Here is a 25544-nt window from a genome sequence, read left to right as displayed (position 1 = left end):
CAGGCACCGTTTGCGAGCCCGGCGGCAGATCCTCCATGGTGGTCGTGGGGAAAGACCAGGGCCTGACCAGAGGCACTTCTGGTCACCCGCAGCCGTTGCGCACCACTCGCTGGACAAGGGAGTCCCCGAGGCGGTCGCAGCGGCCGTCCCTGCCCTGAGGGGGAGCGCTGGAGGCGGATCGTGCTGGGGGGCATGATCCGCCTCCGGCCATGTCCGCACCCTTTCCCGCACGGCCGAGGGTCTCCTGCAGCCGGGCCGTTCGCCGCACCTCGATCAGGGTGCTGTGCCCCGTCAGGGGGTCCAGCCCAGGACCTGCCCGCCGAACGACATCAGGCCGAACCAGCTCACCGCGGCCACGACGGGCACGAGCAGCACCAGGTAGGACCGGCGCTGCACCAGCCGCACGCCGACGACGGTGAGGACCGCCCACCAGACCAGCAGCAGCACCACGGCCCACAGCGGGGCCATCAGACCGCTGGCCAGGTAGAAGTACCCCGCCACGAGGTGGGCGACCGCAGCCAGCACGACCGCGAGCACGAACCCGGGCTGTCTCCGCGTCGTCATGCAGCCACTGTGCGCCCCCGCACGGCGTGTGCGCAATGGTGAACTCCGGGCCGACAGGCCGGGGCCGCCCGGGAGGTCCCGCCCCCCGGGGGATCTCCTACAGCACGCGGCTGTAGAACACGGTGGGCAGCGGGGTGAAGCCTCCGGCGGCATAGGCGGCCCGGGCGGAGGCGTGCGCGTCGTCACCGCCGGTGCTCGCCCAGGCGACGACGCATCCGGCAGCGCGCATCGCCGCACAGGCCGCCTCGATCAGGGCGCGGCCGAGGCCGCTCCGCTGGTGCCGGGGGTCGACCGCGAGCAGCGTGATCTCCCCTTGGGGCCCGGCGGGACCGGGGTGGACCGCCCAGGCCGCGTAGCCGGCGGGTGCGCCGTCGAGGTCGGCGACGAGGAACCGGTGCCGGCGCTCCGGGGCGGTGAGCTCCGTCAGGGTGTCGCGGTAGTCCTGCTGCCACTGTCCGTTCTGCCGGGCGAACAGCTCAGGGCCCAGCTGGTGGCGGATGCCGTCCTGGATGGGCCGGAAGGCGCGGACGGTGAGGCCGATGAGGGTCTCGAGGTCGTCGGCGCGGAAAGTGCGAAGGTGCATGGTCCGTCTCCTGGTGCGTGGGGAAGCCCGCGGCCCGGATCCGGGTCGCGGAAGGAGTTCGTTCCCGAGGCGGCGGGGCCTCGGCACGGTCAGGAGCGGGTGCGCGCGGCGGCGGGGCACATCACAGCTCCAGCGTAGGCCAGGTCCGTGACACCGGGACATGGACTGCCTGCCGAAGCCGCGCCGTCCGCGGAGACCGCGCGGGCGAACCTGGGGATCCTCTCGGAATCAGCGCTGGGATCCCGGCCGGCGGTGCGGCGGGAAATAGACTGGTCGGCGCATCTGCATCCCCGACCAATGGAGTGTGTGTACCACCGTCATGGGCCCATCGCCTGCGAGCCCCGGGTCGTCCGACGACCCGGGCGACAGTTGTCCTTTTCCCGCCACAGCTGACCACCGCCGCAGGCTCCGGCCCGGCTCCTCCTCCCCGGGGGTGAGCCCCCGATGATCGGAGCGCTCCTCACCCTGCTCCTGGGCATCGTGGTGATCCTCGCGATCATCGCCGCCAACGGGTACTTCGTGGCCCAGGAGTTCGCCTACATGTCCGTGGACCGCGCCCGCCTGGGGGCCCGCGCCGACGCCGGCGACAAGGCCGCCCAGCGCGCGCTGAAGGTGACCCGCCGCACCTCGTTCATGCTCTCGGGCGCCCAGCTGGGCATCACCGTCACCGGCCTCCTCATCGGCTACGTCGCCGAGCCCATGGTCGGGGAGTCCCTGGCCGTGCTGCTGGGCGAGGCGGGGATCCCCGCGGCGCTGAGCATCACGGTGGGCACGGTGATCGCCCTGGTCGTGGCCGCCGTGGTGCAGATGATCTTCGGTGAGCTGTACCCGAAGAACCTCGCCATCGCGAACCCCGAGCCGCTCGCCCGGGCGCTGGCCCGCTCCACGACGATCTACCTGGCGCTGTTCGGCTGGCTCATCACCGTGTTCGACCACGCCGCCAACGCCCTGCTGCGCCTGGTGCGCGTGGAGCCGGTGCACGACGTCGACGCCACCGCGACCGTCGAGGACCTCGAGCGCATCGTGGCCGACTCCCGCGAGAGCGGGGACCTGCCCGAGGAGCTGTCGGTGCTCATCGACCGCATCATCGACTTCCCGGACCGGGACGTCGAGCACGCCATGATCCCCCGCTCCCAAGTCGGCGCCGTCGCCCCGGACACCACCGTGGGCGAGCTGCGCGCCCTCATGGCCGCCGAGCACACCCGCTACCCGGTGCTCTCCGAGACCGAGGAGCCCCTCGGCGTCGTCCAGCTCGCCGACCTGCTGCGCAGCAGCGCGCCCGACGACGCCGCGGTGGCCACCATCATGGCGCCCCCGCTGGTGCTGCCCACGCTCATGTCCCTGCCCGACGCGCTGGCCCGGCTGACGGAGTCGCGCCACGAGCTGGCCTGCGTCATCGACGAGTACGGCGGCTTCGCCGGCGTCCTGACGGTCGAGGACCTGGCCGAGGAGCTGGTCGGGGAGATCACCGACGAGCACGACGACGAACCTCCCGCCGTCATCACGCCGGAGCAGGAAGACACCTGGCGGATGGACGGTGACATCCACGTCGACGAGGTCGAGCGCGCGGTCGGTCACGAGCTACCCGACGGCGACTACGAGACCATCTCGGGCCTGTTCATCGCCCACCGCGGTGAGCTGCCGGCCACCGGGGACGTGGTGCGCATCGAGCTGCCCGACGACCCCCGCGACCTCGTCCTGGACGACCCCGTGCACCGGGCGCTCGACGTCGAGGTGCTGGAACTGTCCCGGCACGTGCCCAGCGAGCTGCTCGTGCGGCTCGTCGAGACCACCGCAGAGACCACCACCGACACCACCCGGGAGGAGGACCGATGACCGACCCCCTGATCGTCACCGTCACCACCGTGCTGCTCATCGTGCTCAGCGCGTTCTTCGTGGTCATCGAGTTCGCCCTGCTGGGCGCCCGCAGCCACCGGCTCGAGGCCGAGGCCGCGACCAACCGCTCCGCCCGCGCCGCGCTGCGCGGGATCAACGAGCTGACCATCATGCTCGCCGGCGCACAGCTGGGCATCACCGCCTGCACCTTCGCCCTGGGCGCGGTCACCAAGCCGGCCGTGGACGCGTGGCTGAGTCCGGTGTTCGCGGCCTGGGGCGCCCCCGAGGGACTGGCCGACGGCTCCGCCTTCGCCCTGTCGCTGCTGTTCGTCACCTTCCTGCACCTGGTGGTGGGCGAGATGGCGCCGAAGTCCTGGGCGATCGCGCACCCGGAGACCTCGGCCAAGCTCATCGGCGTGCCCTCCCGCGGCTTCATCTGGGTGGTGCGGCCGCTGCTGGTCTGGGTCAACGCGATCGCCAACCGGCTGGTCGCCGCCAGCGGGGTCACCCCGGTGAACCGCGCGGCGGTCGGCGGCCAGGACGCCGAGACGATCCAGCACCTGGTGGAGCACTCCGCCTCCGTCGGGGCGCTGGACTCCTCCTTCCGCAGCCAGGTCTCCGGTGTCCTGGAGCTCGAGAAGCTCACCGTCGAGGCGCTGATCGCCTCGGACGGGCCGCCCACCACGGTGCCGGTCGGGGCCACGGCCGCCGACGTGCAGGAGGCCGCCACCCGCACCGGGCACCTGCGCATCCTCGTGGGGGACCCCGAGGTCGGCGCCCCCGGCGTCGTGCACGTGCGCGACACGCTGCTCGAACCGCCGGGCCGGCCCGTGCGGGAACTGTCCCGCCCGGCGTTCGTGCTCGAGGCCGACACCCCGGTCTACGAGGCCCTGTCCCGGATCCGGGAGGCCGGCGAGCAGCTCGCCGCCGTCCGGCACGACGGCCGCTTCGTCGGGGTGATCACCCTCTCCGACGTCCTGCGGCGCGTGCTGCCCATGGAGCTCACCCCGGCGGACCAGCCAGGCTGATCCCGCTCCCCGACCTGCGGTGACGCGGTCCCCGGTGCGGTCCCGACGACCGCGCCGGGGACCGCACCGTCACACCGGCGCCGATCAGAAGGAGTCCAGGACCGCCTCGGCCGGCCCCGAGCCGAGGAACGCCGCCAGCGCCGCGGCGACCCCGGCGAGCTTCCACAGGTCGCGCCGCACCCGCGCGCCGCGCACGGTGGACCGGAGCTGCTCGAAGCGCTCCTGCAGCACCGCTGGGTCCTCGGGCGGCGCGGGGTGGTCGTGCCAGGTATCCGAGCGAACGGCCGCGGCCCTGATCCGGTCGATCTGCGCGGGCGTCAGCACAGGACGACGCCGCTGCAGCCAGCGCAGCACCTGGCGGTCGGTGACGACGGCGACGTCCACGGGACGTTGCTTGACCGTCAGCGACTTCGGGGCGATCAGCACCAGCACCGGAGTGACCGGCACCGGTGCACCTACCGCCGCGCTCAACCGTTTCGCCGCCCGGGCGGCCTCGTGCCGGGAGTGCGGCAGGTAGTGCTGCTTGTGCCCGCCGACAAGAATGGCGCGCGCGCCGACCCACACCTCCTTGCCTGCATGGTTCTTCGTGTTGAGCGTGAACACCCCGGCCGGGCCGATGACCACGTGGTCGATGTCCGAGGTCCCGGCCCCGACCGGGACGGCGTGCAGCACCGTCCACTCCGGTCCGAGCCGACCCAGGATCTGCCCGACCGCCATCTCCCCTTCCGCGCCCCGGAACCACGAGCGACTCCGGTCGCTGAGCGGATCGGCGCCGACGAAGCGGGCCCACCGTGACCGGGGTGGTCGCTCGTCCTGGATCCGCAGCGTCTCGGCGATCACCGCCTGGCCGGCAGGCCGGTCCGCCAGGCTGGGTCCGGGCCTCGGGCTGCTCACATCCGCCGGTGGGGGCAGGAGCCGGAACGCGGCGAAGCCCGTGCTGCGGATAGGGGCTTCGGGCGGGAACTCCCCCGGCGCCGCGGCCGGCGGGAGTCCCGCGCGGTTCCCGGCATGCACCGGCCGTGGAGAAGGCGGCAGGACGGGTGGGCCGGGCGTGGCAGGAGTCGTCATGGTCGTCGGCTTTCGGACGGAGCGGAGATGTCTTCCTGCATCTCATGTGTTTGCATTAGTACACGACAAGTCGGAGTGCCCGTGTGCCCCATTGTGACGCTGCAGCAGCGCTCGGCCCCCGTCCTCGACGCACCACGAGGCGCGGCACATCCCCCGAACTGGGGACGGGCCCCTCCGCGATGATTGCATTCGCATCCTTAGGCTGGAGGGGTACTGACGGCTTCCTGACAGGACCCCCATGACCTTCCTCCCGGCATCTCGCCGCCTGGGCGCCTCCGCGCTCGTCCTCCTGCTCCTGACCGGCTGCGGTGGGACGGCGGCCTCCAGCGACGCGGCACCGCCGTCGAACGCTTCCTCGACCGTGACCTCCGATGCCGCGGAGCTGCGCGGCGAGCGCGCCGTGGTGGAGCGGGTGATCGACGGCGACACCGTCGACGTCCAGCTGGGCGGCGAGGTGGTGCGGGTGCGGCGGCTCAACATCGACACCCCGGAGACCAAGGACCCGAACGAGGTCGTCGAGTGCCTCGGCCCGGAGGCTACCGCGCTGCTGGAGGAACTCCTGCCGCCGGGCACGGTGGTCGGCCTCGAGTACGACCAGGAGCGCACCGACTCCTACGGCCGCAGGCTCGCCGGCGTGTTCCTGGAGGACGGCACCCTGGTCAACGCCGAGATCGCCCGCCAGGGGCTGGGCACGCCGCTCTACATCGCCCCGAACGACCGGTTCCTGCCGCCCGTGGAGGAGGCCTTCGCCGAGGCCGAGCAGCAGCAGGCCGGCCTGCTCGACCCGGCCCACGGCTGCACCATCCCGGCGCAGCTGCAGCAGGCGACGAACGCGCTCGCCGACGCCGCGCCGGCGGATCTCGACGACGTGGCCGGAGAGGTCGCGGCTGCCCTCGCGTTCCTGGCCGCCCTGGACGCTGTCGACGGGGACGCGCACCCGCACGTGCGCCACCTGGCCGGGCTGCCGTCGCTGAAGGGCAAGCTCTCGGACGTCCGGGAAGACGTCGCCGCGCTCCGGGAGCGCGCCGCCGAGCAGCGCCGCGCGGCGGAGGCCGAGGAGCAGAGCCGCCAGGCAGAGACCGAAGCCGCCCGGCAGGCGGAGGCCGATCGTCAGGCGGAGGCGGCGCGCCAGGCCGCGGCGGCCCAGCAGGACGAGCTGGCGCGCCAGGCGGAGGCGGCCCGGCAGGCGGCAGCCGACGCCGCGCGCCGGGCGGTGGCGCCCGCGCCCGCGCCCGCTCCGGCACCCGCACCCGCACCCGCACCCGCACCCGCACCCGCACCCGCACCCGCACCGAAGCCTGCCCCGAACCCGGGGGCCAACATCGTCAACCAGGCACCGCCCGGGTACTACGCGGACATTCCCGGCTACACGGGTCCGCGCTGCTACGCGCCGGGCGGGAAGTTCTTCAAGCCCTGCTGAGTCCACCGGCGGGGAATCCACGGGCGGCGCAGCGACTCACCGGAGCGCGTCAAGGCGCCGGACGCCGAACCGGGCCCTTCCTGGGACGGCCTCGTCGGCCCTGAGTCTGCTGTGGCAGCTCGCCGTCGGTGACAATGGCTGGATGCTGCCTGACCGCCATCTGCTCCGGGCCGATCAGCACCAGCCCCGATGATGGCCCATCCGGCCTCGGCCATCGCTGGGCCGGACAGTCCACGCTCGCCGGACTGCGAGCCTCCCGGCTCACCTTCGGCGTGGACCCGCATGGGGCCGGGAGGCGTCAGCAGCACCGGCACCAATCACCCTCACGGTCATACGCTGCGCGCGCCAGCCACCACTGGACGTTGCGGTCCCGGTCCCGCGCAACCAGAGCCGCGTAGGCGGTGGCGGCGACCCCGGCCAGCATCCACCCGGCGAGCGAGCGCCGAGACTCGGGCGGGGCCTTGACGCCCACCAGCATGCCGAGCAGGACGGCCAGCACGTAAAGGGGCCGGCCCTCAGGGATGATTTCCACGGGGATCTCCTGACGTGGGGGAACGGGAACTGCGCATCATCGTCCCACGTCAGCGGCGTGTTTCTCGGCGGAGGAGACCGGCAGGGCGTCCCCTCTTGCGCGGACGGCAATGGCCCTCCCCCTCGTCGCGACGAGTCCGACCGGCCCCGAGGTCGGTCCACGGGAGGCCGACGACCGATGGAGTTCGCGATGTGCGACTCCGACACGGAGACGACATGAGTCACGGCCCGGCGACGATCCGGTCGATGCCCTTGGGCCGCCTCCCGCCGGGGGCCTACGGTCGGGGCAGCCGCACTCGAGGAATCCGGCGGAACAGCCGCCAGGACGCCCTCGGGCACCGGAAGGACGAGACGATGCCGCTCTATCTGTCGAAGTTCAGCTACACCCCGGAGACCTGGGCCCGGATGATCCAGCACCCGGAGGACCGCCGCGAGGCCGCCCGGGCCTACATCGAATCGGTCGGCGGGAAGCTGCACGGATTCTGGTACACCTTCGGCGAGCACGACGGCTACAACCTCTGGGAAGCACCGGACAACGTGTCCATGGCCGCGGTGGCCCTCGCCATCGGCGGGGGCGGGGCGCTCAGCTCGCTGGAGACCACGGTACTCATGAGCGTCGAGGAGACGCTGGACGCCCTGGGCCGGGCCCAGCAGGTCCGGTACCGGCCACCCGGCACCTGATCCGGTCCGGTACGCCGGTCCGGGCGGGGTCCACGCCGGCGACCCCTCGGACGGCCGGTCGCCCCTCGGACGGCCGGCCGCCGGCGGCTACCCGAGCCGGCTCAGGTGCGATGCCGCGGCCATGATCGTGTTGCGCACGGGCAGGAGATGCTGCACGGTGCTCACGGTGTTGGCCAGGCGCGCCAGGCGCACGGTGCGGGTGGCCGGCCTGCGGCGGACGTCGTCGTACCGGCGCAGGGCGCCGGCCACGTCCGGTGCCGCGGTCAGCGCCTCGACGAGGACCGTGGCGTCCAGGAGGGCCTCGCACGCGCCTCTTCCGAGATTGGGCGCCATGCCGTGGGCGGCGTCGCCCAGGATCGCGGTCCGTCCGCTGACGTAGGAGGGCGGCGGAGCGACGTCGAGCAGCGTCCGCCGGTCGATCGGGGTGTCCCCGAGGGCGTCCAGCACCCGCCGCACCTCCCGGTGCCAGTCCCCGTAGAGCTTCCGGAGCAGCTGGGCGGCGCTGCGCGGAGACGTTTCCGGCGGCAGAAGATCGGCGCGGATGCTCGCGAACCAGTTGGTGTTCCCGGCGTCGTGCGGGGTGATGCCGAAGAGCCGCCCGGGCCCCCAGGTCTCCGTGACCCCGTCCGCCGGACCGGGCACGGTGCCGCGGAAGGCGACGGTGCCCAGCGCCCGCGGGGCGGTGCCGAACAGGGCGGCGCGGGTGGGGCTGTGGATGCCTTCGGCGGCGACGACGATGTCGGCCGCGGGCAGCTCACCGTGGTCGGTGACCGGGGTGTTCCACGCGATGACTCCCGGAGGAATCATTGCGGCCAGTGCCGTCAGCAGCACGGGCCGGGGCACCAGCCGGACCGGGCGGCCGAGGTCCAGGCGGGCGATCTCGGTGCCGTCCGGCCGGAGGAGCCGCCCGCCGCGCTGCTCGACGGAGGAAGATCGGACCCCCTCTCCCACCCCCAGCCGGTCCAGGGCGTGCATGGCCTCGGGCCACATGCCCAGGGCGGTGCCGGTGTCCGGCAGGCCCGGCGAGCGCTCGAGCACGTGGACGGTCCAGCCCGCGCGGAGCAGCCCGCGGGCGGTGGCGAGACCGGCGATGCCGGCCCCGAGGACGACGGCTGATCCCTGCACGGCGCCTCCTCCGATCGGTGGTGTCCTGTTCAGTGTCTACACCCGGGGGCGGGAGGACGTCGGACGGCCGAGGGTTCAGGTCCGGTGGCCGGGCACGCCCTGGCCCGCACCGGGTCCCAGGTGACGCCGGCCGTAGGCCTTTCCGCCCTGGACCACGGCCACGAGCAGCAGCACGAGCAGCCCGACGCTGGCCGCGGGCACCACGTCGACCGGCAGCGTGTAGGCCATCACAACCCGGGCCGCGGCGTCGAGCAGGAACGCCGCGCCGAAGGCGGCGGTCATCCGGCGCAGCAGCCGGCGGAAGCCGGGGCTGGTCTCCCAGTCCCGGCGCCACCCCGCGGCGGCGTCGGCCGGCATCAGCCGCAGCGTGGCCTCGTAGAGCACCGGCTTTCCCCCCAGCAGGGAGGCGAGGATCCAGCCGCCCACCAGGGCCGTCAGCCAGCTCTCCCGGGCCAGCAGCAGGCGCGGGTCGGGGCTGAGCAGTCCGACGACGGTGCCCGCTGCGAGCACGGTGAGCGTGAACAGGCCCAGCCGCTCCAGCCGCCGGGCGCGCACGGCCGTGACCACCACCCGCGCCAGGGGCCCGACGGCGCCGAGCATGAGGGCCGTCCACGCGTCCGCCCCGGCCAGCCGGGACCCGTAGTAGAGGGCGAAGGGCAGCACCAGGTCCACCCCCAGCCACCCGGCAGCACTGCCGCGCCGGCGCGGGGTCGGAGCGGCGTCGTCGGGGGCCGGAAAGCGTGGACTGCTCATGGCGTCCTCCTCGGGACGGTGCGCTCAGCGCACCCTGCGGGTGGCGAGCTCGGCCGTGGCCATGAGCTCCCGGGTGTAGGCCGCGAGGTCGAACCCGGGGTCGGTGACCAGCCGTCCCGAGGCGGTGTCCACGGCCCCGCGCAGCAGCACGGCCATGCTGCGGGCGTCGAAGTCGCGGAACTCCCCGGCCTGCTGGCCGTCCCGCAGCATCTGCTCCAGGTGGCCCAGCACGGGGTCCTCCCCGGTCGGGGCGAACCGGGGCGCGCCGTCCGGCCCGCGCAGGTTCATCACGATCTCGGTCACGGCCCGGATGTCCGCCGGGTGGTCGGCCAGGAAGCCGAGGTTGGCCTCGAGATAGGCCCGCAGGAACGCGGCCCCGGTGCGCCCGGCGGTCGCCGCGGCGATGGCCGCCCCGGCCCGGGTGTAGACGTCGGCCACCACCTGCTCGAGCAGCCGGTCCTTGCCCGGGAAGTAGTAGGAGACCACACCCTTGCTGACCCCCGCCCGGCGGGCGATCTCCGCCAGGGAGGCCCGGGCGTAGCCCAGCTCCGCGATCGCCTCGACCGCGCACGCCAGGATCTGCTCGCGCCGGGCCCGCTCCGTGAACGTCCTCCCGCCGTCCCGCCCCGTGTCTGACCGCATGGTCAGATTCTCGTACGACCGATCAAGGTCGGCCAGGGTCCGCGGGTCACGATCCGGCCACACCTGCCCGGCGGGATCGCCTCCTTCCCGTTCCGAGATGCCTCCCGGCCCGCGCCCACGTGAGAATGGGCCATGGACACGACCCCGTTCACGATCCGGCCGGCCACGAGCGAGCGGTTCGACGACGTCGCCACCGTCCTCGGCCCCCGGAACCCCGACTCGGCGGTGTGCTGGTGCCTCAGCTACCGGCTGCCGTCCCGGGAGAACCGCGCACTGAGCCCTCGGGAGCGGGCCCAGAAGGTGCAGGAGCTGTGCGCCCGGCCGATCCCGCCCGGCATCCTGGCCTACGACGGCGACACCGTGGTCGGCTGGTGCGGCGTCGCCCCGCGGGCCGAGCTGCACGCGTTCAGCCACAGCAGGACGATCCCGCACCTCGACGACCTCCCGGTCTGGGCGGTGTGGTGCTTCCGGGTGCGCGGGGGCCGGCGCGGCCGGGGCGTGGCCCGGGCCCTGCTCGACGGGGCCGTCGAGCACGCCCGCGGCCACGGGGCGCCGGCGCTCGAGGGGTACCCGGTCGACAACGGGGACCGGAAGGTCGACACCACGATGGCCTACGTCGGCACCCGCGCCATGTTCGAGCGCGCCGGCTTCACCTGGGCCGCCGACACGACCTCGACGCTGAACGGCTTCCCCCGCGTCCTCATGCGCCGGTCGCTGCGCTGACTCGGGCACAGGGGCGACGGCGCACCCTGTGCGCTTTCCCCGACCTCGCCCCCGCACGGACCGTCGCACCGCGGCGGGCGACCACGTCCCGGGAGCGCCAGCGACACGAAGGCGCACAGAGTCACGGGCCCGAGACGATCCGGCCTCCGCCCTTGGGCGCGCCCTCGACGGGCGCCTATGGTCGAGGCACCCTTCGGTGCGGGTCCCACCCGCACCGAAGTCCCGGCACCTGATCCGCTCCGCCACCGCACCACGGAGGACCACCATGCAGACCCTGGGCCGTGCCGAGGAGTCCGTGCACATCGAGGCGCCGCCGCAGGCGGTCTACGACGTCGTCGCCGACGTCACCCGCACCCCCGAGTACAGTCCCGAGGTCGACGAGGTCGTCTGGCTCGACGACGGCGGCCCGCACGTCGGCGCCCGGTTCCGGGCCCGCAACCGGGCCCCGGAGGACTCCCGCTTCTCCTGGCACAACACCCCGATCGTGATGGCCGCCGAGCCCGGCCGGGAGTTCGCCTTCGCGCGCACCGAGAAGTTCGCCGGCACCATCGTGTGGCGCTATCGCTTCGAGCCCGAGGGCACCGGCACCCGGGTGACGGAGTCCTACGAGGTGGCCCGCCCGGTCGGCCGGATCGGCTGGTTCATCATCGGCACCCTGGGCCGGGACCCGGACCGGATGACCACGATGCGCGAGGGGCTGCGGGAGAGCCTGCGGCGGCTCAAGCGCCTGGTCGAGGCCGGGACGGCGCCGTCGTCCTAGGGTCGCCCCCGTGCCGGCCCACGGCCCGGAGCCCGCCGTGGTCACTCCTGCGGGTTGGGCGTGAAGGTGTGGCCCAGCGCGGTGGAGAGCTCGGCGAAGATGCGGGTGGCGGGCCCGGAGCACGGCAGCGTCCTCGGGTCGCCGGCCAGCACCGGGGACTCGGGGCAGTTCCCGGAGGCGATGTCGCTGTTGACCAGCACGACCACGGTGGTGTCGGTGGTGGTGTCGTAGTAGACGGTGGTGTTGTACCCGGGCAGCTCCCCAGTGTGCCCGACCCAGCCGTCCATGCACCCGAAGCCCAGTCCGTAGCCTCGTTCCGGCGGGGAGAAGGACATCAGGCGTTCCCGCTGGCTCTCGGCCTCCAGCAGACCCTGTCCGGTGCCCAGGGCCCGGCCGTAGGTCAGCAGGTCGTCCACGTCCGAGATCAGGCCCCCGGCGGTGAAGGCCCAGGTGGGGCTCCAGTGGGTGGCATCGGCCGGGGCCTCGGGGGTCGCGGTGTCGCCCTGCAGGGTGAAGCCCCGGGCGAAGGGCTCGGGCAGCTCGGTGGAGGCACCGGGCCAGACGGTTTCGTCGAGCTCCAGCGGGTCGAAGATGTTGGCCTCCAGCACCTCCCCGACCGGGCGTCCGGTGACCTGCTCGACGACCAGGCCCAGCAGGACGTAGTTGGTGTTCGAGTAGTCGAACTGCGCCCCCGGGGCGAACAGCGGGGACTCCGCCACGCCGAAGGCGACGAGCTCCTCGGGCGTGAAGACCGTCTCCGGGGCCGCGAAGAGGACCTTCTGGAACTCCTCGTTGCGGGAGTAGCTGGCGATGCCGCTGGTCATGTCCGCGAGCTGGCGCAGCGTGATCCGGTCCCCGTTGGGGATGCCCTCGACGTAGTCCCCGATGGGGTCGTCCAGGGACAGCTCGCCCTCCTCGGCCAGCTGCAGCACCAGAGTGGCGGTGAAGGGCTTGGTGGCAGAGCCGATGCGGGTGTGCACGTCGACGTCCATCGGCTCCCCGGTGGCCGGGTCGGCCACTCCGTAGGCCTGCGTCCAGGTTCCCTCCGGGGAGGAGACTCCGACGACCGCACCGGGGGCCGAGGCCTGCGCGAAGGATCGCCGCGCGGCGGCATCCAGCCTCGCGGTGAGCTCCTGCGGCAGCGGCTCCGCCGTCTGCGGGGACGGACCGGCGCTGACGACGCGGTCGACGTCGGGAACGCAGGCCTCCGGGACGGAGGGCGCGGGGGCGGCCGCGGCTCCCGTCGCCGGTCCGGCCGCGGACCCTGTGGCCGCCGATGGAACGCCGACGACGCCGCCGGCCCCGAGGAGCAGCACCGCCGCCACGGCGGCGAGGAACGGGGGACGAGTGGATCGGGTGGATGGTGACATGGGTCTTCTCTTCCCGGTCGGCGGAGCACGCCGTCGGCGCGGACTCTCCGCCCTGGAGGCGGTGCTTCGGGCACTGTCGTCGTGGGCGACGATGTCGATCCCTGCGGCGCGCCACGGCGACGGCAGTTCCTGGCCGTGCGCACGGACACGGGAATCGAAGCCGGGGCGGGCCGGTGCCGGGCCCCGCGGATCACGCGCCCCGGCCCGGGTCCGCACCCGGGGGGACCGCTCCGTCCAGCGTAGGACCGCCTCCGGGACAGGCCTCCGGCCCCGTCCCGGATCGTTACCCGACACCGGAAGATGACGCACCCCACGGCCGCGACGGGCCCGGCCGCGCCTCCGGTCGCCGACAGCCACCACCACGGTCGCCGCCGGACTCCGCCCTGACCAGGCGCTGTGACGCAGCGTTGCGCCCTGCCCGCCAGCAGGATGTGAGGATGCTCACTCATCCTGTGTTCTCCCAGGTCAGCCGGGATAATGGATCCGGCCGACCCGAGCGACGTCGCGGGGATCCGGCCCCCCAACCCGCGACCGGACCAGGACATCAGCATGACCCTCGAAAAACCCCAGACCAGTACCGCGCCCGCCGACGAGCAGGCGCCCACGGACGAGAAGCCGGAAAAGAAGAGCCCGGCCCTGAACATCCCGGGACTGCTCGCCGGTGCCGCCACCGCCGCGACCATGTCCGTGATCGGCGGTCACCTCAGCGTCGTCGGCACCGTCCTCGGCGCCGCCCTGACGAGCATCGTCTCCGGCATCGCCGTGGTCGTCTACTCCACCTCGCTCGAACGGAGCCGCCGGGGCCTGACCAAGGTCCGCACCGTGGTGACCACGCGCATCCTCACCCGCGACGGACTGCGGGTCCCCGAGACCTGCGGCAGCAGCGCCGTGGCCGACGACGCCCCCGGGCCGCGCTTCCGGCTGCCGTGGAAGCAGGTGCTCGTGAGCACCGGGGTGATCATCGGCCTGGCGGTCGCCGCGGTCTTCGGCGTCCAGGCGCTGACCGGCACCGAGCTCTCCGGCGGCACGGGCACGATCCAGCGCACCGTGACCGGCTCCGAGTCCGTGGCCGTGCGCAGCGCGAGCACCCCCGCCCCGGCCGAGGAGCAGGCACCGGGCACCGGCGAGCTCGCCCCGGCCGAGGGCGCCGCCCCTGCGGAGGCGCCGACCACCGACCCCGCGGCGGGCGAGGTGGTGCCCGGTGGGACCGCCCCGACCAGCGGGGCCGTGACCGGCGACGGCTCGGCCACGTCCGGCGACGCGGCCGCCGGCACGGGCGGCCAGCCGCTGGACGGCGGCCAGACGGGCACCGGAACCGGCCAGCTCGACCCGGGAGCGGCCCAGCAGGGCGCCACCGGCACCGACCCCGGAGCGGCCCCCGCCGCACCGTAGGCAGAACCCGGCACCCGCGGAACAGGGGCGGCAGACGTGGCGACCACGGCTGCCGCCCCTGTCGCCGTCCGTGACCCTTTCGCCGTCCGCCCCGCGGCGTACCGTGGCACTCGACCCGGCGACGCCGCCGACGCGGGGCACCTGGCCCCGCACGCTCGCTTCCGAGGAGACCCCGTGGAGAAGACACCCCAGCCGGTCGAGGAGTTTCTCGAGGGCGTCACGCCCAGGAAACGCCGGAACGACGCCGAGCGGCTGCTCCCGCTGTTCGCCCGCGCCACCGGAGAGACCCCCACCATGTGGGGCACGATCATCGGCTTCGGCGAGTACCACTACCGCTACGCCAGCGGTCACGAGGGCGACGCCCCGGCGGCGAGCTTCGCCCCGCGCCGGGCGGCCACCACCATCTACCTGTTCGACGGCGTGAGCGCCTACCCCGGCGAGCTGGCGCGGCTGGGCCCGCACACGACGGGCGTCGGGTGCCTCTACGTCAAGGACCTCGACGGCATCGACCTCGGCGTGCTCGAGGACGTCGTCGCCGCCTCCTACCGCGCCGTGACCTGCGGGACCTTCGGCCGGGGCGCCCACGACGGTGCCGCCGCGGACTGAGCCGGGACCGAGGCGTCACCGAGGCCGTCGAGGCCGTCGAGGCCGTCGAGGCCGTCGGGGCCGTCGGGGCCGTCGAGCAATCTTTCGTCATGTTCGGGTATCCCCGCTGACCAGACCCGATGTTTCCGCGGGCACCCGGAGCTCTGGACTTAAGTCCAAAGACATATAACCCGGTCGGCACCTAACTTGGGGAGCAACCGGGCTGCGGTCGCAGCCGCGGAGGACACGACGAAGGGGATCGCAGTGGCGGGGGTTCGAGAAGTTCGGGAAGACCAGGTGGCGCAGTGGCTGACGGTGGTGGCCGTGGCGCTGTTCATCGCCAACGGCGCGGTGCTGGCGCTGGGCGCCCAGTCGTACGGGTGGGCCGCGCTGCTGGTCGTGGGCGCCGTGCTGGTCACCATCTCCACCGGCATCCTGGAGCGCCCGCTGCGCCGGAGCTGACCGCACGCCCGGCCCGTTCGGCCACCGGGTGCCGGACCGGGTCGGCCAGGACGAGCATGCGGCGATCAGCGCACGAGGGCCGCGGCACCCGGGCCGGCGAGCTCCTCCGGCCCGACCGCGCGCCCGGACACCGCCAGCAGCAGGGCGGCGGCGGTCCCGCGCACTTCCGGGCCCGTGCCGGTCTCGAGTCCGGCGTCGGTGGTCACGACGCGCAGTCCATGAGCGCGCTCCTTGCCGCCGCCGAACCGCACACCGGTCCGCAGCTGGTGGCGCAGGGCCTCGGTGACGGGCCCGATCGGATAGGCGCGGGAGATGCCGAGGGGCCGCCGGATGTCCTCTCCGTGCACGATCGCCTCGATCAGCCGGGTGGCCGGCGGCGCCGGGGCGCTGGTCGTGCGGCCGCCGACCGCGCGGAAGGCGGCCAGGGTCGCGCGCGGATCGGCACGGCGCTCCCGGGAGACTCCCCGGGCGTTGCAGCGGTCGAAGTCGTAGCCGGCGGCGGCGAGACGGCACAGGAAGCCCAGTCGTGTCGTCCGGGCGTCGTCGACGAGGTGCGCCAGGACGTCGTGCACATCCCAGCCGGGGCACAGGGACGGGGTGGCCCACTGCGGCGCCGGCAGGTGCTCCAGGTCCTGCGCGAGCGCCTGACGCTCGGCGTGCACCACGGGCCAGATCTCGGTCATGCGGACTCCTCTGTCCTGCGGCGGGCCGTCACCGGACGATGCCGTGCGGTGACGCGCCTGCACTACGTCGGGGGAGGCTCCGGGTCGGTGTGCTGGTCGGCGCCACGGCGCAGGAGCGCGCGCTGCCGCAGCAGCCCGGAGACCACGAAGCTCAGGGCCAGCGAGCAGACGAGTGCCACCAGGTAGCTGTCCAGCACCCACGACAGCAGCGGCAGGAGCCCGCCCAGGCAGACGGCCGCCAGCAGCTGCTCCTTGGGCGAGCCGGCGGGCTGCGGGGTCTTCCCGGCGTTCATTCCTCCACCCTACGGACCGCACACGACGCCTCGGCGACCGACCCGCCCCGGCGGTGCCGCCGGGGCGGCCGGGGCGGCCGGGACCACGCCCACCCGCGGCCGCGGCTCGGGTTCCCCTCGGGTGGGTCACGCGCTCCGGCCGAGCTCGCGCCCGATGGCCTGCGCCGCCTGCCGCACGACCGGCACCAGCGCCTGCATGCGCTCGGCGGGCATGTACGGCTGCGTGGCCGAGACGCTGATCGCCGCCACGACCGCGCCGCGGGCGTCGCGGACGGGGGCCGCGACACAGCGGATCCCGGGCTCGTTCTCCTCCAGGTCCATCGTGCTGTCCCGGCCGGCACCGTCCTCCATGGTCCGGCGGAACGCGGCGAGCTCCTGCGGGGAGTGCGCCCCCGGGTGCTCCGCGGTGTACTGCTCCGCCCAGCGGTGCGGCTCGTCCAGGAGCAGGGACTTGCCGATGCCCGTGCGGGTCAGCGGCATCCGGTGCCCGATCCGCGAGCGCATCTCGGCTCCGCGCGAGCCGGGGATCTTGTCGAGGTAGAGCACCTGCCCGGCGTCCTCCACGGCCAGGTGCACGGTGTCCTGCACCGTGGCCGCCAGCCGCTCCAGGACCGGGCGGGCGAGCACCGGCAGGGGTTGCTGGTGCAGGGCGCGGAAGCCGTAGTCGATGAGCTGCGGCCCCAGCGTGTAGGACGTGCCGTGGACCGTCCGGACGAAGCCTCGCAGCTCCAGCAGCTGGATCAGCCGGTGCGCCGTGCTGCGGCCGATGCCCGTGGCGTCCACGACGCCCTTCAGGTCGTGGGCGCCCTCCGCGACGGCGTGCAGGATGTCCAGTCCGCGCGCGAGGGTGAGGGTCCCCTGCGGGACGGGTGGCCGGGGCGGGCTGCTCTCGGAGGTCATGCAGGGAAGTCTAGGAGGGGAACCGGCCGTCTTCCGGTCCGGGACGGAGTCGTCATGTCCCATTATCTACGACGCTGTTCGACATAGTGAGACAGATTGAGCACACTCCAGATGTGCCTCAGCTCTCACCCGCCCCCTCCGGTCCTGACCCGTCGGCCCCCGGCCCGGCCTCCTCCCGGCTGGTCGCGCTGGACTGGGGAACGACCTCGGCGCGGGCCTACCTGCTCGACACCGCCGGCACCGTCCTCGACACCGCCCCGGCGGGCCGGGGCGTCCTGGCCGTCACCGACGGGCTGACGACCGCGCAGGACCGCCGCGCGGCGTTCGAGGAGGAGTTCGAGCGGATGTGCGGGCGGTGGCTGGAGGCGCACCCGGCGCTCCCCGTGCTGGCCTCCGGCATGGTCGGCAGCACCCAGGGCTGGGCGGACGTGCCGTATCAGCGCCTGCCCCAGGATCTCGAGGCCTTGGCCGGGGCGCTGACGGCGATCCCCACCCGCCGCGGGCCCGTGCACGTGGTGCCGGGCCTGCTGGCGGACGGCGAGCTGCCCCAGGTGATGCGCGGGGAGGAGACCCAGATCCTGGGCCTGCTCGAGACCGCCCACGGCGACGCGCACACCGGCGGGCGCCGCGGGACGGTCGTGGTCCTGCCCGGCACCCACACCAAGTGGGTGCACGTGGAGGGACGCCGCGTCCTCGACTTCCGCACCGTGATGACCGGTGAGGTCTACGGCCTGGTCACCCGGCACAGCATCCTGGGCCGGCTCGCCCGCCGGCCCGACGCGCCCGACCTGGAGGCCTTCGACCGCGGGGTCCGGACGTCGCTGAGCGCGGACGCCGACGGCGGGATCCTGGCCACCCTCTTCTCCGCACGGACCCTGCCGCTGACCGGGCGCCTGGCCGCCGAGCAGGTGGACGACTACATCTCCGGGCTGATGATCGGCGCCGAGGTGGCCTCCTGGGCGCGCGACCGGCCGGCCTCCGGCGGCTCCCCCGGCGCAGGGCCGGCCGAGGTGCTGCTGTGCGGGGAGCCGGAGCTGTGCCGGCGCTACCAGCGCGCCCTGCACCAGCTCGGCGTCGACGCCCCGGTGGTCGGCGGCGACGTCGTCACCCACGGCCTGCGGAGCATCGCGCTCGCCGCCGGCCTTCTCGATGCCCCGACGGAAGGAACGGCATGACGCACACTCCCACCGGCCTCGTCGCCATCCTGCGGGGCCTCACCCCGCGGGAGGCCCCCGAGGTCGGGGACCGGCTGTACGCGGCGGGCTTCCGCGCCCTCGAGGTCCCGCTGAACTCCCCCGACCCCCTGACCTCGGTCCGGGTGCTGCGCGAGAACCTCCCGGAGGACTGCGCCGTGGGCGCGGGCACCGTCCTGACGGTCGAGGAGGTCCGTGCCGCCCGTGCCGCGGGGGCCGGGCTCATCGTCTCCCCGGCCATGGACCCGGAGGTCATCGCCGAGACGGTCCGCCTCGGCATGCGCAGCTACCCCGGCGTGGCCACGCCCACCGAGGCCTTCGCCGCGCTCCGGGCCGGCGCCCGGAACCTCAAGCTGTTCCCCTCCGACGCGGTCGGGATCGCCGGGATGACGGCCTGGCGGGCCGTGCTGCCGGCGGACGTCGAGTTCCTGCCCGTGGGCGGGGTCGGCGCCGAGAACCTCCGGGACTGGGTGGCCGCCGGGGCCGGCGGGGCCGGCATCGGCTCGTCCCTCTACCGGCCCGGCGTGTCCGGCCCCGACCTGTCCGCCCGCGCCGAGGCCCTGGTCCGGGCCTGGCGCTCCGCGAGCGACCACCCCGAGAAGTGAGCGAGGAGACTCCATGAGGATCACCGGCGTGACCACCTACACCGTGCCCCCGCGGTGGCTGTTCCTGAAGATCGAGACCGACGAGGGCGTCGTGGGCTGGGGCGAACCGGTCGTCGAGGGCCGGGCGGCGACCGTGGCCGCCGCCGTCGAGGAGCTCTCGGACCACCTGGTCGGCCAGGACCCCCGCAACATCGAGGACCTGTGGACCGTGCTGTACCGCGGCGGGTTCTACCGCGGCGGACCCATCCTGATGAGCGCCCTGGCCGGCATCGACCAGGCCCTGTGGGACATCAAGGGCAAGGCCCTCGGGGTGCCGGTGCACGAGCTGCTCGGCGGGAGGGTCCGCGACCGGATCCGCGTGTACTCGTGGATCGGCGGGGACCGCCCCACCGAGACCGCCGCCGCGGCCCGCGCCGCCGTCGAGCGAGGCTTCAGTGCGGTGAAGATGAACGGCACCGCGGAGCTGCAGTACGTCGACAGCTGGGACAAGGTCGACCTGTGCCTGGAGAGCGTGCGGACGGTCCGCGAGGCGGTGGGCCCGGACGTCGGCATCGGGGTGGACTTCCACGGCCGCGTGCACAAGCCCATGGCCAAGGTCCTGCTGCGCGAGCTCGAGCCCTACCGGCTGATGTTCATCGAGGAGCCCGTCCTCAGCGAGAACGTCGACGGCTTCCTCGATCCCCTGCGCAGCACGTCCACGCCCATCGCCCTGGGCGAGCGGCTGTTCTCCCGCTGGGACTTCAAGGACGTCCTGGCCTCCGGCGCCGTGGACATCATCCAGCCCGACCCCTCCCACTGCGGCGGCATCACCGAGGCCCGCAAGATCGCGCACATGGCCGAAGCCTACGACGTCGCCCTGGCCCTGCACTGCCCCCTGGGCCCCATCGCCCTCGCGGCGTGCCTGCAGATCGACGCCGGCTGCTACAACGCCTTCATCCAGGAGCAGAGCCTGGGCATCCACTACAACGAGAGCAACGACCTGCTGGACTACCTGGCCGACCCGTCGGTCTTCGACTACGAGGACGGCATGGTCCGGATCCCCGGCGGGCCCGGGCTGGGCATCGAGGTCAACGAGGACTACGTCCTGGAGCGGGCCCGCGAGGGCCACCGCTGGCGCAACCCGGTCTGGCGCCACGCCGACGGCTCCTTCGCGGAGTGGTGAGCCGGCGGCCACGGACCTGAACGCCCCGGACCTGAACGCCCCGGACGGCCCCGCCCTCGTCCCGGCGGAGGCCCTACCGCACGTGCTCGCGCAGGAACGCGACCGCGCGCGCCCAGGCCGTCCGGGCGTCCTCGGGCCGGTGGTTGTGCCGGTTCTCGTCGTTGTGGAAGGCGTGCGGGGCGTCGTAGAAGTGGAACTGCACGACCGGGGCCCCGGACTCCCGGCGGATCTGCTCCTCCAGGGCCTCGGCCTTCTCGGGCGGGTACGACCGGTCCTGCCGGCCGTAGTGGCCCTGCACGGCCGCGCGCAGCCCCTGGTAGGCGTCCGGCAGCCCCTGGCCGACGCCGTAGAACGGCACTGCGGCGCCGATCCGCTCGCCCTGGTCCGCGGCGAGCGCCAGGACGAACCCGCCGCCCATGCAGAAGCCGACGGCGCCCAGGGTGGCGCTCGTGACGGCCTCGTGGCCCAGCAGGTGGTCCACCGCCCCGCCGAGCAGGCGGGCGCCCTCCTCCTCGGGCAGCCGGGCCATCATCGCGGCGGCCTCCTCGGCGTCGTGGGTGATGGACCCGCCGTAGAGGTCCGGGGCCAGCGCGACGAAGCCCTCCGCCGCGAGCCGGTCGGCCACGTCGCGGATGTGGTCCGTCAGCCCCCACCACTCCTGGACCACGATGACGCCGGGACCGCGGCCGGTCTCCGGCAGGGCCAGGTAGCCGTGGGCCTGTTCCCCGGCCGAGGGGAAGGTGACGTTCTGGTGCGGGCTCTGCTCCACTGCGGTGCTCCTTCGTCGGGGATCCGGCCCGGCCAGTGTAGGCAGGCGGCCCGTCATGTTCGGACGGGAAAGACCGCCATTTCCCTTTGCTTTCGTACACTTCAGTACGGTCAAGGGGACAGGGTCGATCGAGCACTGGAGACGGGGACGATGCGCGAGCACGGTGGCACCACACCGCACCGGGTTCCCCGGCGACGGAGCCGGGTGCGGCGGACGAGCCCGGCGGTGGGGGTCGTGCTGCTGACCGTGCTCTGCTTCGCCCCCGGCCTCGTCGACCGCTACGCCCTGCCCGTCCTCCTTCCGCACCTGCCGGACGCCGCGGCGCCGCCACCGGGGGTGGAGGCCTCCCGGACCCCGCTGGGCGACCCGCCGGTCGTCGAGGAGGCGGGCGGCTACCGCTTCATGGACTCGCCAGACCCGGAGCAGGAGATGGTCGCCTACGACCCCTGCCGGCCGGTGCACTGGGTCCTGCGCCCGGACGGCGCCCCGCCCGGAGGGCAGCAGCTCGTGGAGGAGACCGTGGCCGAGATCTCCGCGGCCACGGGCCTGCAGTTCATCTACGACGGCACGACGACGGAGGACCCCGACACACGGCGGGAGCCCTATCAGCCCGACCGGTACGGCTCGCGGTGGGCGCCGGTGCTGATCACCTGGTCGGACCCGGACGAGGTCCCGGAGCTGGCCGGCGACGTCGTGGGCCTCGGCGGCAGCACGCCCCGGGGCGCACCCGGGCAGCCGCTGGTCTACGTCACCGGCCAGGTCACCCTCGACGCCCCGGGCCTGGCGCCGATCCTGGAGGCGCCCGGCGGCGCCCATCACGTCCGCGCCACCATCGTGCACGAACTGGCGCACGTGGTCGGGCTCGCCCACGTGGACGACCCCGCCCAGGTGATGCACCCGGCGGGTGAGGTCACGACGCTCGCCGCCGGGGACCGGGCCGGCCTGGCCGAGCTCGGCGCCGGACAGTGCGTCCCGCAGCTGTGAGCGGCGGGGCCCCGCGGGTCCGTTCCACGGATCGGGTGCGGTGAACGTCGGGGCCGGCATGGACGGTCTCTTCTCCGACCACCCGGATCTGGCGGTCGCGGCCGTGGACGAGCGGAGCTGATCGGCCGACCGCCGGTCGAACGGCCCGGAGGGACAGCCCGGCACGGCCCGGGCGGCCCCTCCGGGCTGTGCCGTCGGCGTGCTGACCTGGGACAATGGACCTCCACCCGCGTCCGATGCGGGCGCGCCCCGCTCCCAGGAGATCCATGCAGCACGCGCACGACCCCTCCGCCCGCCGGGCCGGCCGGCACCCGGCCCGCTGGGCGGTGGCCGTCCCGCTCGCCCTCGCCCTGCTGAGCGGGTGCACCGCCCCGGCCCGGACCACCGCGAGCGCCTCCCCGGCCGGGCAGGCCCTCGAGGCGCTGCCCGTCGAGGAGGCCGGCAGCGGCGACGACTACGACCGGCTCGCGCAGTTCGGCGACTGGGCCGATCCCGACGGCAACGGCTGCGACGCCCGCAACGACGTCCTGGCCCGGGACCTAACCGGCACGGTGCTCGGCGACGACGGGTGCACCGTCCTCTCGGGGACGCTGGAGGACCCCTACACGGGGGCGACGATCGACTTCCGCCGCGGACCGCTGACCTCCGCCGACGTGCAGATCGACCACGTGGTGGCGCTCAAGAACGCATGGGTCACCGGGGCGGACCGGCTCCCCGCGGACGAGCGGCAGGCACTGGCCAATGACCCGCTGAACCTGCTGGCCGTGGACGGGCCCACCAACGGGGAGAAGTCCGCCTCGGACGCCGCCGCATGGCTGCCGCCGGACGAGGCGTTCCACTGCCCGTACGTGGCCCTCCAGATCGCGGTGAAGACCCGCTACGAGCTCTTCGTCACGGCCGAGGAGAAGGCCGCCATGGCCCAGGTCCTGGCCGGGTGCCCCGAGCAGGACCTGCCCGACGGCGCCTCCGCGACCGGGGCCGGTGCGTCCTCCCCCGCGCCGTCGGCCCCGGTGGAGGTGTACTACCCGAACTGCGACGCCGTGCGCGAGGCCGGCGCCGCACCGCTGCGCGCGGACGAGCCCGGCTACCGCCCGGCCCTGGACCGGGGCGGGGAGCCGGGCGTGGCCTGCGAGGACTAGCCGCGCCGCCCGGCTGCTGGCTCCTGCGGCGCAGCCGCGTCGGCTGCCGGCTCCTGCGGTGCGGTGTCCGAGGTCGCGGGCTCCGGCGATCCGGCGTCCGGATCCGAGGCCGCCGGCTCGGAAGGCACGGTCTCCTGTGACGCCGTCTCCTGCGGCGCCGTCTCCTGCGGCGCCGTCTCCTGCGGCGCCGTCTCCTGCGGCGCCGTCTCCTGCGGCGCCGTCTCCTGGGCCGCCGCGGCGGCCCAGGAGGCGCCCGGCGCGCGCGGCACCCCGGCCGCGAACGCCTTCCGCACGGCGGCGGCCTGCTCCTCCGGGCCCGCGTGCTCGGCGGCGGCGATCACGGTCACGAACGCCTTGGTGTCGTGGACCAGGTCGGTGATCGTCTCGGGCGACTCCACGGCCCAGCCGTAGGCGGTGGCGTAGTCCACGGGGCGTCCGCCGGAGGTCACGGTGCCCTGGTCGTCGATCTCCACGCTCATGCTCGTGCGTCCTCCTGTGCCGGTGACCGTCCCGGAAGGGCCGGATCTGAGGCGAGGGTATCCCAGGCGGAGGCGGTCCGTGCTGACATCCTGTCGTCGGGTGTTGTCAGCTCCGCTCCCTAGACTGGACCGGTGCAGGCCTGGATGGAGTCCCTCCCCCTCGGTGCCGCGATCCTGTTCTTCTGGGCCGTGGGCATCGTGCGCACCACGGCCGTCTTCGCCCTGGGCCGCGCCGCGGCCACCGGCGGCAGCCGGCGCTCCGACCGTGTCCGCCGGCTGATGGACACCGCCCTCTACCGGCGGGCCCAGCGGCTCGTGCACCGCTGGGGCGTGCTGGCCGTGCCCGCCTGCTTCCTCACCGTGGGACTGCAGACCGCCGTCATCCTCACCACCGCCGTCACCGGCATGCCCCTGCGCCGCTGGATCCCCGCGATGCTGGTGGGCACGCTCATCTGGGGCACCGTCTACGGGACGGTCGGGATGGCCGTGGTCTGGGCCTGGCTGCGGGAGCCGTGGGCGGTCCTGCTCGTCGTCGCCCTGCTGGCCCTGCTGGCCGCCGCCCGCGCGGCCCACGCCCGCCGCAGCGCCCGGCGCACCGCGGACCGGCAGACGTCCCCGGGACGCAATTGATCAGCACACTTGCTGTCGCGCGCGGCGACTCTCTACGGTGGGTCCACACCCACCGACAGGAGCACCGATCATGCAGCTCAAGCCCATCGCGGACCAGGTCGTCGTCGTCCTGGGCGCCTCCAGCGGCATCGGCCGCGCGTCCGCCCTGCGCCTGGCCGAGAAGGGGGCGGCGCTCGTCGTGGCGGCCCGCAGCGAGCCCGGCCTGCAGTCCCTCGTCCAGGAGATCACCGACCGCGGCGGCCGGGCCGCCTACGTGGTGTGCGACGTCGTCGACCCCGACCAGGTCCAGGCCGTCGCCGAGGCGGCGGTGTCCGCCTACGGGCGGATCGACACGTGGGTCAACGTGGCGGCCGTGCTCGTGCACGCCCCCTTCGAGCAGACCCTGCCCGAGGAGTTCCGCCGCCTCATGGAGATCAACTACCTCGGCCAGGTGCACGGCGCCCTCACCGCGCTGCCGCGCCTGCGCGAGGCCGGCGGCGGCGCCCTGATCACCGTCTCCTCCGTGGAGAGCCGGGTCGCCCTGCCCCGGCACAGCGCCTACGCCGCCTCCAAGCACGCGGTGGAGGGCATGACCGACGCCCTCCGGCGGGACCTGATGGCCGAGGGCGCGCCGATCTCGGTCACCAGCATCAAGCCGGCCACCATCAACACCCCGTTCTTCACCAGCGCGGCCCACACCCTGGACGTGGAGCCCACCGGCCCGCCGCCCATCTACCAGCCCTCCGTGGTGGCCGACTGCGTGCTCTACGCCGCCGAGCACCCGGTCCGGGACCTCTACGCCGGTGGGGCCGGGCGGATCATGTCCGCCGTCCAGGCCCTCGCGCCGCGGCTGATGGACGCGGCGCTGTCCCGCGCCGTGCCGCTGGAGAGCACCTCGACGCCCGCCCCGGGCGGCGCCCCCGGCACCCTCTACGCCCCCCGGGAGGAGGACAACCGCACCGAGGGGGATCTCGGTGCCCGGGCCCGCGGCGTCAGCGCCTACACCTGGCTGCAGACCCACCCCCGGGCCGCCTCCCTGCTGGCCGGAGGGGCGCTGGCCACGGCCGCGCTCGCCCGGAACCGCCGGCACGGCCGCTGATTCCCGCGCTGGGCAGCGACCGCTGCCGCTCCGGGCAGCGTCCCGGGGACGCCGCCGGGCCGGGCGCACGGCGCGCCCGGCCCGGTGCCGTCCCCGGAGTGCGCGG

29 protein-coding genes are annotated in these 25544 nt (G+C 74.3%); 16 read left to right on the top strand and 13 right to left on the bottom strand.

Annotation, left to right across the window (positions count from 1 at the left end; genetic code table 11):
• Nucleotides 1-291 precede the first annotated feature (291 nt).
• Both PU704_RS14795 and PU704_RS14790 read right to left on the bottom strand, forming a co-directional pair.
• Entirely contained in the window at nucleotides 292-564 is a 273-nt protein-coding gene (locus PU704_RS14795; protein WP_047803759.1) for a hypothetical protein, read from the bottom strand.
• Nucleotides 565-661: 97 nt separating this feature from the next.
• On the bottom strand, nucleotides 662-1147 hold the full coding sequence (locus PU704_RS14790; protein WP_277551850.1) for a GNAT family N-acetyltransferase: 486 nt from the start codon (nucleotides 1145-1147) through the stop codon (nucleotides 662-664).
• 444 nt (nucleotides 1148-1591) lie between these two features.
• Here PU704_RS14790 and PU704_RS14785 point away from each other — a divergent pair, with 444 nt between their 5' ends.
• On the top strand, nucleotides 1592-2983 hold the full coding sequence (locus PU704_RS14785) for a hemolysin family protein (RefSeq protein ID WP_277551849.1): 1392 nt from the start codon (nucleotides 1592-1594) through the stop codon (nucleotides 2981-2983).
• Nucleotides 2980-4011 carry a CNNM domain-containing protein gene (locus PU704_RS14780; protein WP_277551848.1) on the top strand — a complete coding sequence of 344 codons (1032 nt, stop codon included), beginning with the start codon at nucleotides 2980-2982 and terminating at the stop codon, nucleotides 4009-4011. Before PU704_RS14785 ends, PU704_RS14780 begins: the two co-directional genes overlap by 4 nt.
• An 84-nt stretch (nucleotides 4012-4095) precedes the next feature.
• Here PU704_RS14780 and PU704_RS14775 read toward each other — a convergent pair whose 3' ends face one another.
• Nucleotides 4096-4905 (bottom strand): nuclease-related domain-containing protein, encoded by an 810-nt coding sequence (locus PU704_RS14775; protein WP_277551847.1) that lies wholly within the window; start codon nucleotides 4903-4905, stop codon nucleotides 4096-4098.
• Between the two features lie 412 nt (nucleotides 4906-5317).
• On the opposite strand from PU704_RS14775, the gene PU704_RS14770 reads away from it, so the two are divergent.
• Nucleotides 5318-6499: a thermonuclease family protein gene (locus tag PU704_RS14770; RefSeq protein ID WP_277551846.1), complete on the top strand. Its 1182-nt coding sequence runs from the start codon at nucleotides 5318-5320 to the stop codon at nucleotides 6497-6499.
• Nucleotides 6500-6797: 298 nt separating this feature from the next.
• Here the strand turns inward: PU704_RS14770 and PU704_RS14765 are convergent, their stop codons facing one another.
• Entirely contained in the window at nucleotides 6798-7031 is a 234-nt protein-coding gene (locus tag PU704_RS14765) for a hypothetical protein (RefSeq protein ID WP_277551845.1), read from the bottom strand.
• A 353-nt stretch (nucleotides 7032-7384) separates the two neighbouring features.
• Between PU704_RS14765 and PU704_RS14760 the strand changes: the two genes are divergently transcribed.
• The gene (locus PU704_RS14760; RefSeq protein ID WP_277551844.1) at nucleotides 7385-7711 is read left to right on the top strand and encodes a GYD domain-containing protein; all 327 of its coding nucleotides are present in this window, start codon (nucleotides 7385-7387) and stop codon (nucleotides 7709-7711) included.
• Nucleotides 7712-7798: 87 nt separating this feature from the next.
• Here the strand turns inward: PU704_RS14760 and PU704_RS14755 are convergent, their stop codons facing one another.
• The 3 genes from PU704_RS14755 to PU704_RS14745 all read right to left on the bottom strand — a co-directional run bounded on the left by PU704_RS14755 (nucleotide 7799) and on the right by PU704_RS14745 (nucleotide 10231).
• A complete protein-coding gene (locus PU704_RS14755; protein ID WP_277551843.1) occupies nucleotides 7799-8836 on the bottom strand; it encodes an FAD-dependent oxidoreductase in 1038 nt (345 codons plus the stop codon).
• 75 nt (nucleotides 8837-8911) lie between these two features.
• Nucleotides 8912-9589 (bottom strand): VC0807 family protein, encoded by a 678-nt coding sequence (locus PU704_RS14750; protein ID WP_277551842.1) that lies wholly within the window; start codon nucleotides 9587-9589, stop codon nucleotides 8912-8914.
• Nucleotides 9590-9613: 24 nt separating this feature from the next.
• The gene (locus tag PU704_RS14745) at nucleotides 9614-10231 is read right to left on the bottom strand and encodes a TetR/AcrR family transcriptional regulator (protein WP_277551841.1); all 618 of its coding nucleotides are present in this window, start codon (nucleotides 10229-10231) and stop codon (nucleotides 9614-9616) included.
• Between the two features lie 132 nt (nucleotides 10232-10363).
• Between PU704_RS14745 and PU704_RS14740 the strand changes: the two genes are divergently transcribed.
• Both PU704_RS14740 and PU704_RS14735 read left to right on the top strand, forming a co-directional pair.
• A complete protein-coding gene (locus PU704_RS14740; RefSeq protein WP_277551840.1) occupies nucleotides 10364-10954 on the top strand; it encodes a GNAT family N-acetyltransferase in 591 nt (196 codons plus the stop codon).
• A 265-nt stretch (nucleotides 10955-11219) separates the two neighbouring features.
• Nucleotides 11220-11714: an SRPBCC family protein gene (locus tag PU704_RS14735; protein WP_047803767.1), complete on the top strand. Its 495-nt coding sequence runs from the start codon at nucleotides 11220-11222 to the stop codon at nucleotides 11712-11714.
• Between the two features lie 41 nt (nucleotides 11715-11755).
• On the opposite strand, the gene PU704_RS14730 is transcribed toward PU704_RS14735, so the two are convergent.
• Nucleotides 11756-13084, bottom strand: a complete 1329-nt coding sequence (locus PU704_RS14730; protein ID WP_277551839.1) for a serine hydrolase domain-containing protein — start codon at nucleotides 13082-13084, stop codon at nucleotides 11756-11758.
• Nucleotides 13085-13633: 549 nt separating this feature from the next.
• Between PU704_RS14730 and PU704_RS14725 the strand changes: the two genes are divergently transcribed.
• The 3 genes from PU704_RS14725 (at nucleotide 13634) to PU704_RS14715 (ending at nucleotide 15523) form a co-directional block, all read left to right on the top strand.
• The gene (locus PU704_RS14725; protein ID WP_277551838.1) at nucleotides 13634-14476 is read left to right on the top strand and encodes a hypothetical protein; all 843 of its coding nucleotides are present in this window, start codon (nucleotides 13634-13636) and stop codon (nucleotides 14474-14476) included.
• A gap of 174 nt (nucleotides 14477-14650) precedes the next feature.
• Nucleotides 14651-15082, top strand: a complete 432-nt coding sequence (locus tag PU704_RS14720) for a DUF1801 domain-containing protein (RefSeq protein WP_277551837.1) — start codon at nucleotides 14651-14653, stop codon at nucleotides 15080-15082.
• A gap of 276 nt (nucleotides 15083-15358) precedes the next feature.
• Nucleotides 15359-15523 carry a hypothetical protein gene (locus PU704_RS14715; protein ID WP_158041183.1) on the top strand — a complete coding sequence of 55 codons (165 nt, stop codon included), beginning with the start codon at nucleotides 15359-15361 and terminating at the stop codon, nucleotides 15521-15523.
• 65 nt (nucleotides 15524-15588) lie between these two features.
• Here the strand turns inward: PU704_RS14715 and PU704_RS14710 are convergent, their stop codons facing one another.
• The 3 genes from PU704_RS14710 to PU704_RS14700 all read right to left on the bottom strand — a co-directional run bounded on the left by PU704_RS14710 (nucleotide 15589) and on the right by PU704_RS14700 (nucleotide 17399).
• Nucleotides 15589-16206 (bottom strand): maleylpyruvate isomerase family mycothiol-dependent enzyme, encoded by a 618-nt coding sequence (locus PU704_RS14710; protein ID WP_277551836.1) that lies wholly within the window; start codon nucleotides 16204-16206, stop codon nucleotides 15589-15591.
• A 62-nt stretch (nucleotides 16207-16268) separates the two neighbouring features.
• On the bottom strand, nucleotides 16269-16499 hold the full coding sequence (locus tag PU704_RS14705) for a hypothetical protein (RefSeq protein ID WP_047803772.1): 231 nt from the start codon (nucleotides 16497-16499) through the stop codon (nucleotides 16269-16271).
• A 126-nt stretch (nucleotides 16500-16625) separates the two neighbouring features.
• Nucleotides 16626-17399, bottom strand: coding sequence for an IclR family transcriptional regulator (locus PU704_RS14700; protein ID WP_277551835.1), 774 nt, complete (start codon nucleotides 17397-17399; stop codon nucleotides 16626-16628).
• A 113-nt stretch (nucleotides 17400-17512) separates the two neighbouring features.
• Here PU704_RS14700 and PU704_RS14695 point away from each other — a divergent pair, with 113 nt between their 5' ends.
• From PU704_RS14695 to dgoD, 3 genes are read left to right on the top strand one after another with little or no spacing between them, the layout of a single operon-like run.
• On the top strand, nucleotides 17513-18574 hold the full coding sequence (locus PU704_RS14695) for a 2-dehydro-3-deoxygalactonokinase (RefSeq protein ID WP_277551834.1): 1062 nt from the start codon (nucleotides 17513-17515) through the stop codon (nucleotides 18572-18574).
• On the top strand, nucleotides 18571-19197 hold the full coding sequence (locus tag PU704_RS14690; protein WP_047803775.1) for a 2-dehydro-3-deoxy-6-phosphogalactonate aldolase: 627 nt from the start codon (nucleotides 18571-18573) through the stop codon (nucleotides 19195-19197). Before PU704_RS14695 ends, PU704_RS14690 begins: the two co-directional genes overlap by 4 nt.
• A gap of 13 nt (nucleotides 19198-19210) precedes the next feature.
• Nucleotides 19211-20359, top strand: a complete 1149-nt coding sequence (gene dgoD / locus PU704_RS14685) for a galactonate dehydratase (RefSeq protein WP_047803776.1) — start codon at nucleotides 19211-19213, stop codon at nucleotides 20357-20359.
• A gap of 73 nt (nucleotides 20360-20432) precedes the next feature.
• Here the strand turns inward: dgoD and PU704_RS14680 are convergent, their stop codons facing one another.
• Nucleotides 20433-21185 (bottom strand): dienelactone hydrolase family protein, encoded by a 753-nt coding sequence (locus PU704_RS14680; RefSeq protein ID WP_380113419.1) that lies wholly within the window; start codon nucleotides 21183-21185, stop codon nucleotides 20433-20435.
• Between the two features lie 147 nt (nucleotides 21186-21332).
• On the opposite strand from PU704_RS14680, the gene PU704_RS14675 reads away from it, so the two are divergent.
• Both PU704_RS14675 and PU704_RS14670 read left to right on the top strand, forming a co-directional pair.
• The gene (locus tag PU704_RS14675) at nucleotides 21333-22112 is read left to right on the top strand and encodes a peptidase (RefSeq protein WP_277551831.1); all 780 of its coding nucleotides are present in this window, start codon (nucleotides 21333-21335) and stop codon (nucleotides 22110-22112) included.
• Between the two features lie 266 nt (nucleotides 22113-22378).
• On the top strand, nucleotides 22379-23251 hold the full coding sequence (locus PU704_RS14670) for a GmrSD restriction endonuclease domain-containing protein (RefSeq protein WP_277551830.1): 873 nt from the start codon (nucleotides 22379-22381) through the stop codon (nucleotides 23249-23251).
• On the opposite strand, the gene PU704_RS14665 is transcribed toward PU704_RS14670, so the two are convergent.
• Nucleotides 23248-23730, bottom strand: coding sequence for a hypothetical protein (locus tag PU704_RS14665; RefSeq protein WP_277551829.1), 483 nt, complete (start codon nucleotides 23728-23730; stop codon nucleotides 23248-23250). The two genes, PU704_RS14670 and PU704_RS14665, sit on opposite strands and share 4 nt — an antisense overlap.
• Before the next feature lie 132 nt (nucleotides 23731-23862).
• On the opposite strand from PU704_RS14665, the gene PU704_RS14660 reads away from it, so the two are divergent.
• Both PU704_RS14660 and PU704_RS14655 read left to right on the top strand, forming a co-directional pair.
• Nucleotides 23863-24360, top strand: a complete 498-nt coding sequence (locus PU704_RS14660; protein ID WP_047803781.1) for a DedA family protein — start codon at nucleotides 23863-23865, stop codon at nucleotides 24358-24360.
• Nucleotides 24361-24430: 70 nt separating this feature from the next.
• Complete coding sequence (locus tag PU704_RS14655) at nucleotides 24431-25438, top strand: SDR family oxidoreductase (RefSeq protein WP_047803782.1); 1008 nt, start codon at nucleotides 24431-24433, stop codon at nucleotides 25436-25438.
• The last annotated feature ends 106 nt before the right edge of the window (nucleotides 25439-25544 follow it).

This window comes from Kocuria oceani, assembly GCF_029524215.1.
Taxonomy (GTDB): domain Bacteria; phylum Actinomycetota; class Actinomycetes; order Actinomycetales; family Micrococcaceae; genus Kocuria; species Kocuria oceani.
The sequence above is the reverse complement of the archived record's forward strand: the minus strand, read 5'-3'. Positions and strand labels throughout refer to the sequence as shown.

Bases quoted from the DNA above. Each gene is read 5' to 3' on its own strand.
- PU704_RS14705 (WP_047803772.1), bottom strand. From the start codon at position 16,499: ATGAACGCCGGGAAGACCCCGCAGCCCGCCGGCTCGCCCAAGGAGCAG.
- dgoD (WP_047803776.1), top strand. From the start codon at position 19,211: ATGAGGATCACCGGCGTGACCACCTACACCGTGCCCCCGCGGTGGCTG.
- PU704_RS14655 (WP_047803782.1), top strand. From the start codon at position 24,431: ATGCAGCTCAAGCCCATCGCGGACCAGGTCGTCGTCGTCCTGGGCGCC.
- PU704_RS14690 (WP_047803775.1), top strand. From the start codon at position 18,571: ATGACGCACACTCCCACCGGCCTCGTCGCCATCCTGCGGGGCCTCACC.
- PU704_RS14730 (WP_277551839.1), bottom strand. From the start codon at position 13,084: ATGTCACCATCCACCCGATCCACTCGTCCCCCGTTCCTCGCCGCCGTG.
- PU704_RS14770 (WP_277551846.1), top strand. From the start codon at position 5,318: ATGACCTTCCTCCCGGCATCTCGCCGCCTGGGCGCCTCCGCGCTCGTC.
- PU704_RS14670 (WP_277551830.1), top strand. From the start codon at position 22,379: ATGCAGCACGCGCACGACCCCTCCGCCCGCCGGGCCGGCCGGCACCCG.
- PU704_RS14745 (WP_277551841.1), bottom strand. From the start codon at position 10,231: ATGCGGTCAGACACGGGGCGGGACGGCGGGAGGACGTTCACGGAGCGG.
- PU704_RS14710 (WP_277551836.1), bottom strand. From the start codon at position 16,206: ATGACCGAGATCTGGCCCGTGGTGCACGCCGAGCGTCAGGCGCTCGCG.
- PU704_RS14790 (WP_277551850.1), bottom strand. From the start codon at position 1,147: ATGCACCTTCGCACTTTCCGCGCCGACGACCTCGAGACCCTCATCGGC.
- PU704_RS14665 (WP_277551829.1), bottom strand. From the start codon at position 23,730: ATGAGCGTGGAGATCGACGACCAGGGCACCGTGACCTCCGGCGGACGC.
- PU704_RS14680 (WP_380113419.1), bottom strand. From the start codon at position 21,185: ATGACGGGCCGCCTGCCTACACTGGCCGGGCCGGATCCCCGACGAAGG.
- PU704_RS14760 (WP_277551844.1), top strand. From the start codon at position 7,385: ATGCCGCTCTATCTGTCGAAGTTCAGCTACACCCCGGAGACCTGGGCC.
- PU704_RS14750 (WP_277551842.1), bottom strand. From the start codon at position 9,589: ATGAGCAGTCCACGCTTTCCGGCCCCCGACGACGCCGCTCCGACCCCG.
- PU704_RS14780 (WP_277551848.1), top strand. From the start codon at position 2,980: ATGACCGACCCCCTGATCGTCACCGTCACCACCGTGCTGCTCATCGTG.
- PU704_RS14735 (WP_047803767.1), top strand. From the start codon at position 11,220: ATGCAGACCCTGGGCCGTGCCGAGGAGTCCGTGCACATCGAGGCGCCG.
- PU704_RS14795 (WP_047803759.1), bottom strand. From the start codon at position 564: ATGACGACGCGGAGACAGCCCGGGTTCGTGCTCGCGGTCGTGCTGGCT.
- PU704_RS14740 (WP_277551840.1), top strand. From the start codon at position 10,364: ATGGACACGACCCCGTTCACGATCCGGCCGGCCACGAGCGAGCGGTTC.
- PU704_RS14785 (WP_277551849.1), top strand. From the start codon at position 1,592: ATGATCGGAGCGCTCCTCACCCTGCTCCTGGGCATCGTGGTGATCCTC.
- PU704_RS14700 (WP_277551835.1), bottom strand. From the start codon at position 17,399: ATGACCTCCGAGAGCAGCCCGCCCCGGCCACCCGTCCCGCAGGGGACC.
- PU704_RS14725 (WP_277551838.1), top strand. From the start codon at position 13,634: ATGACCCTCGAAAAACCCCAGACCAGTACCGCGCCCGCCGACGAGCAG.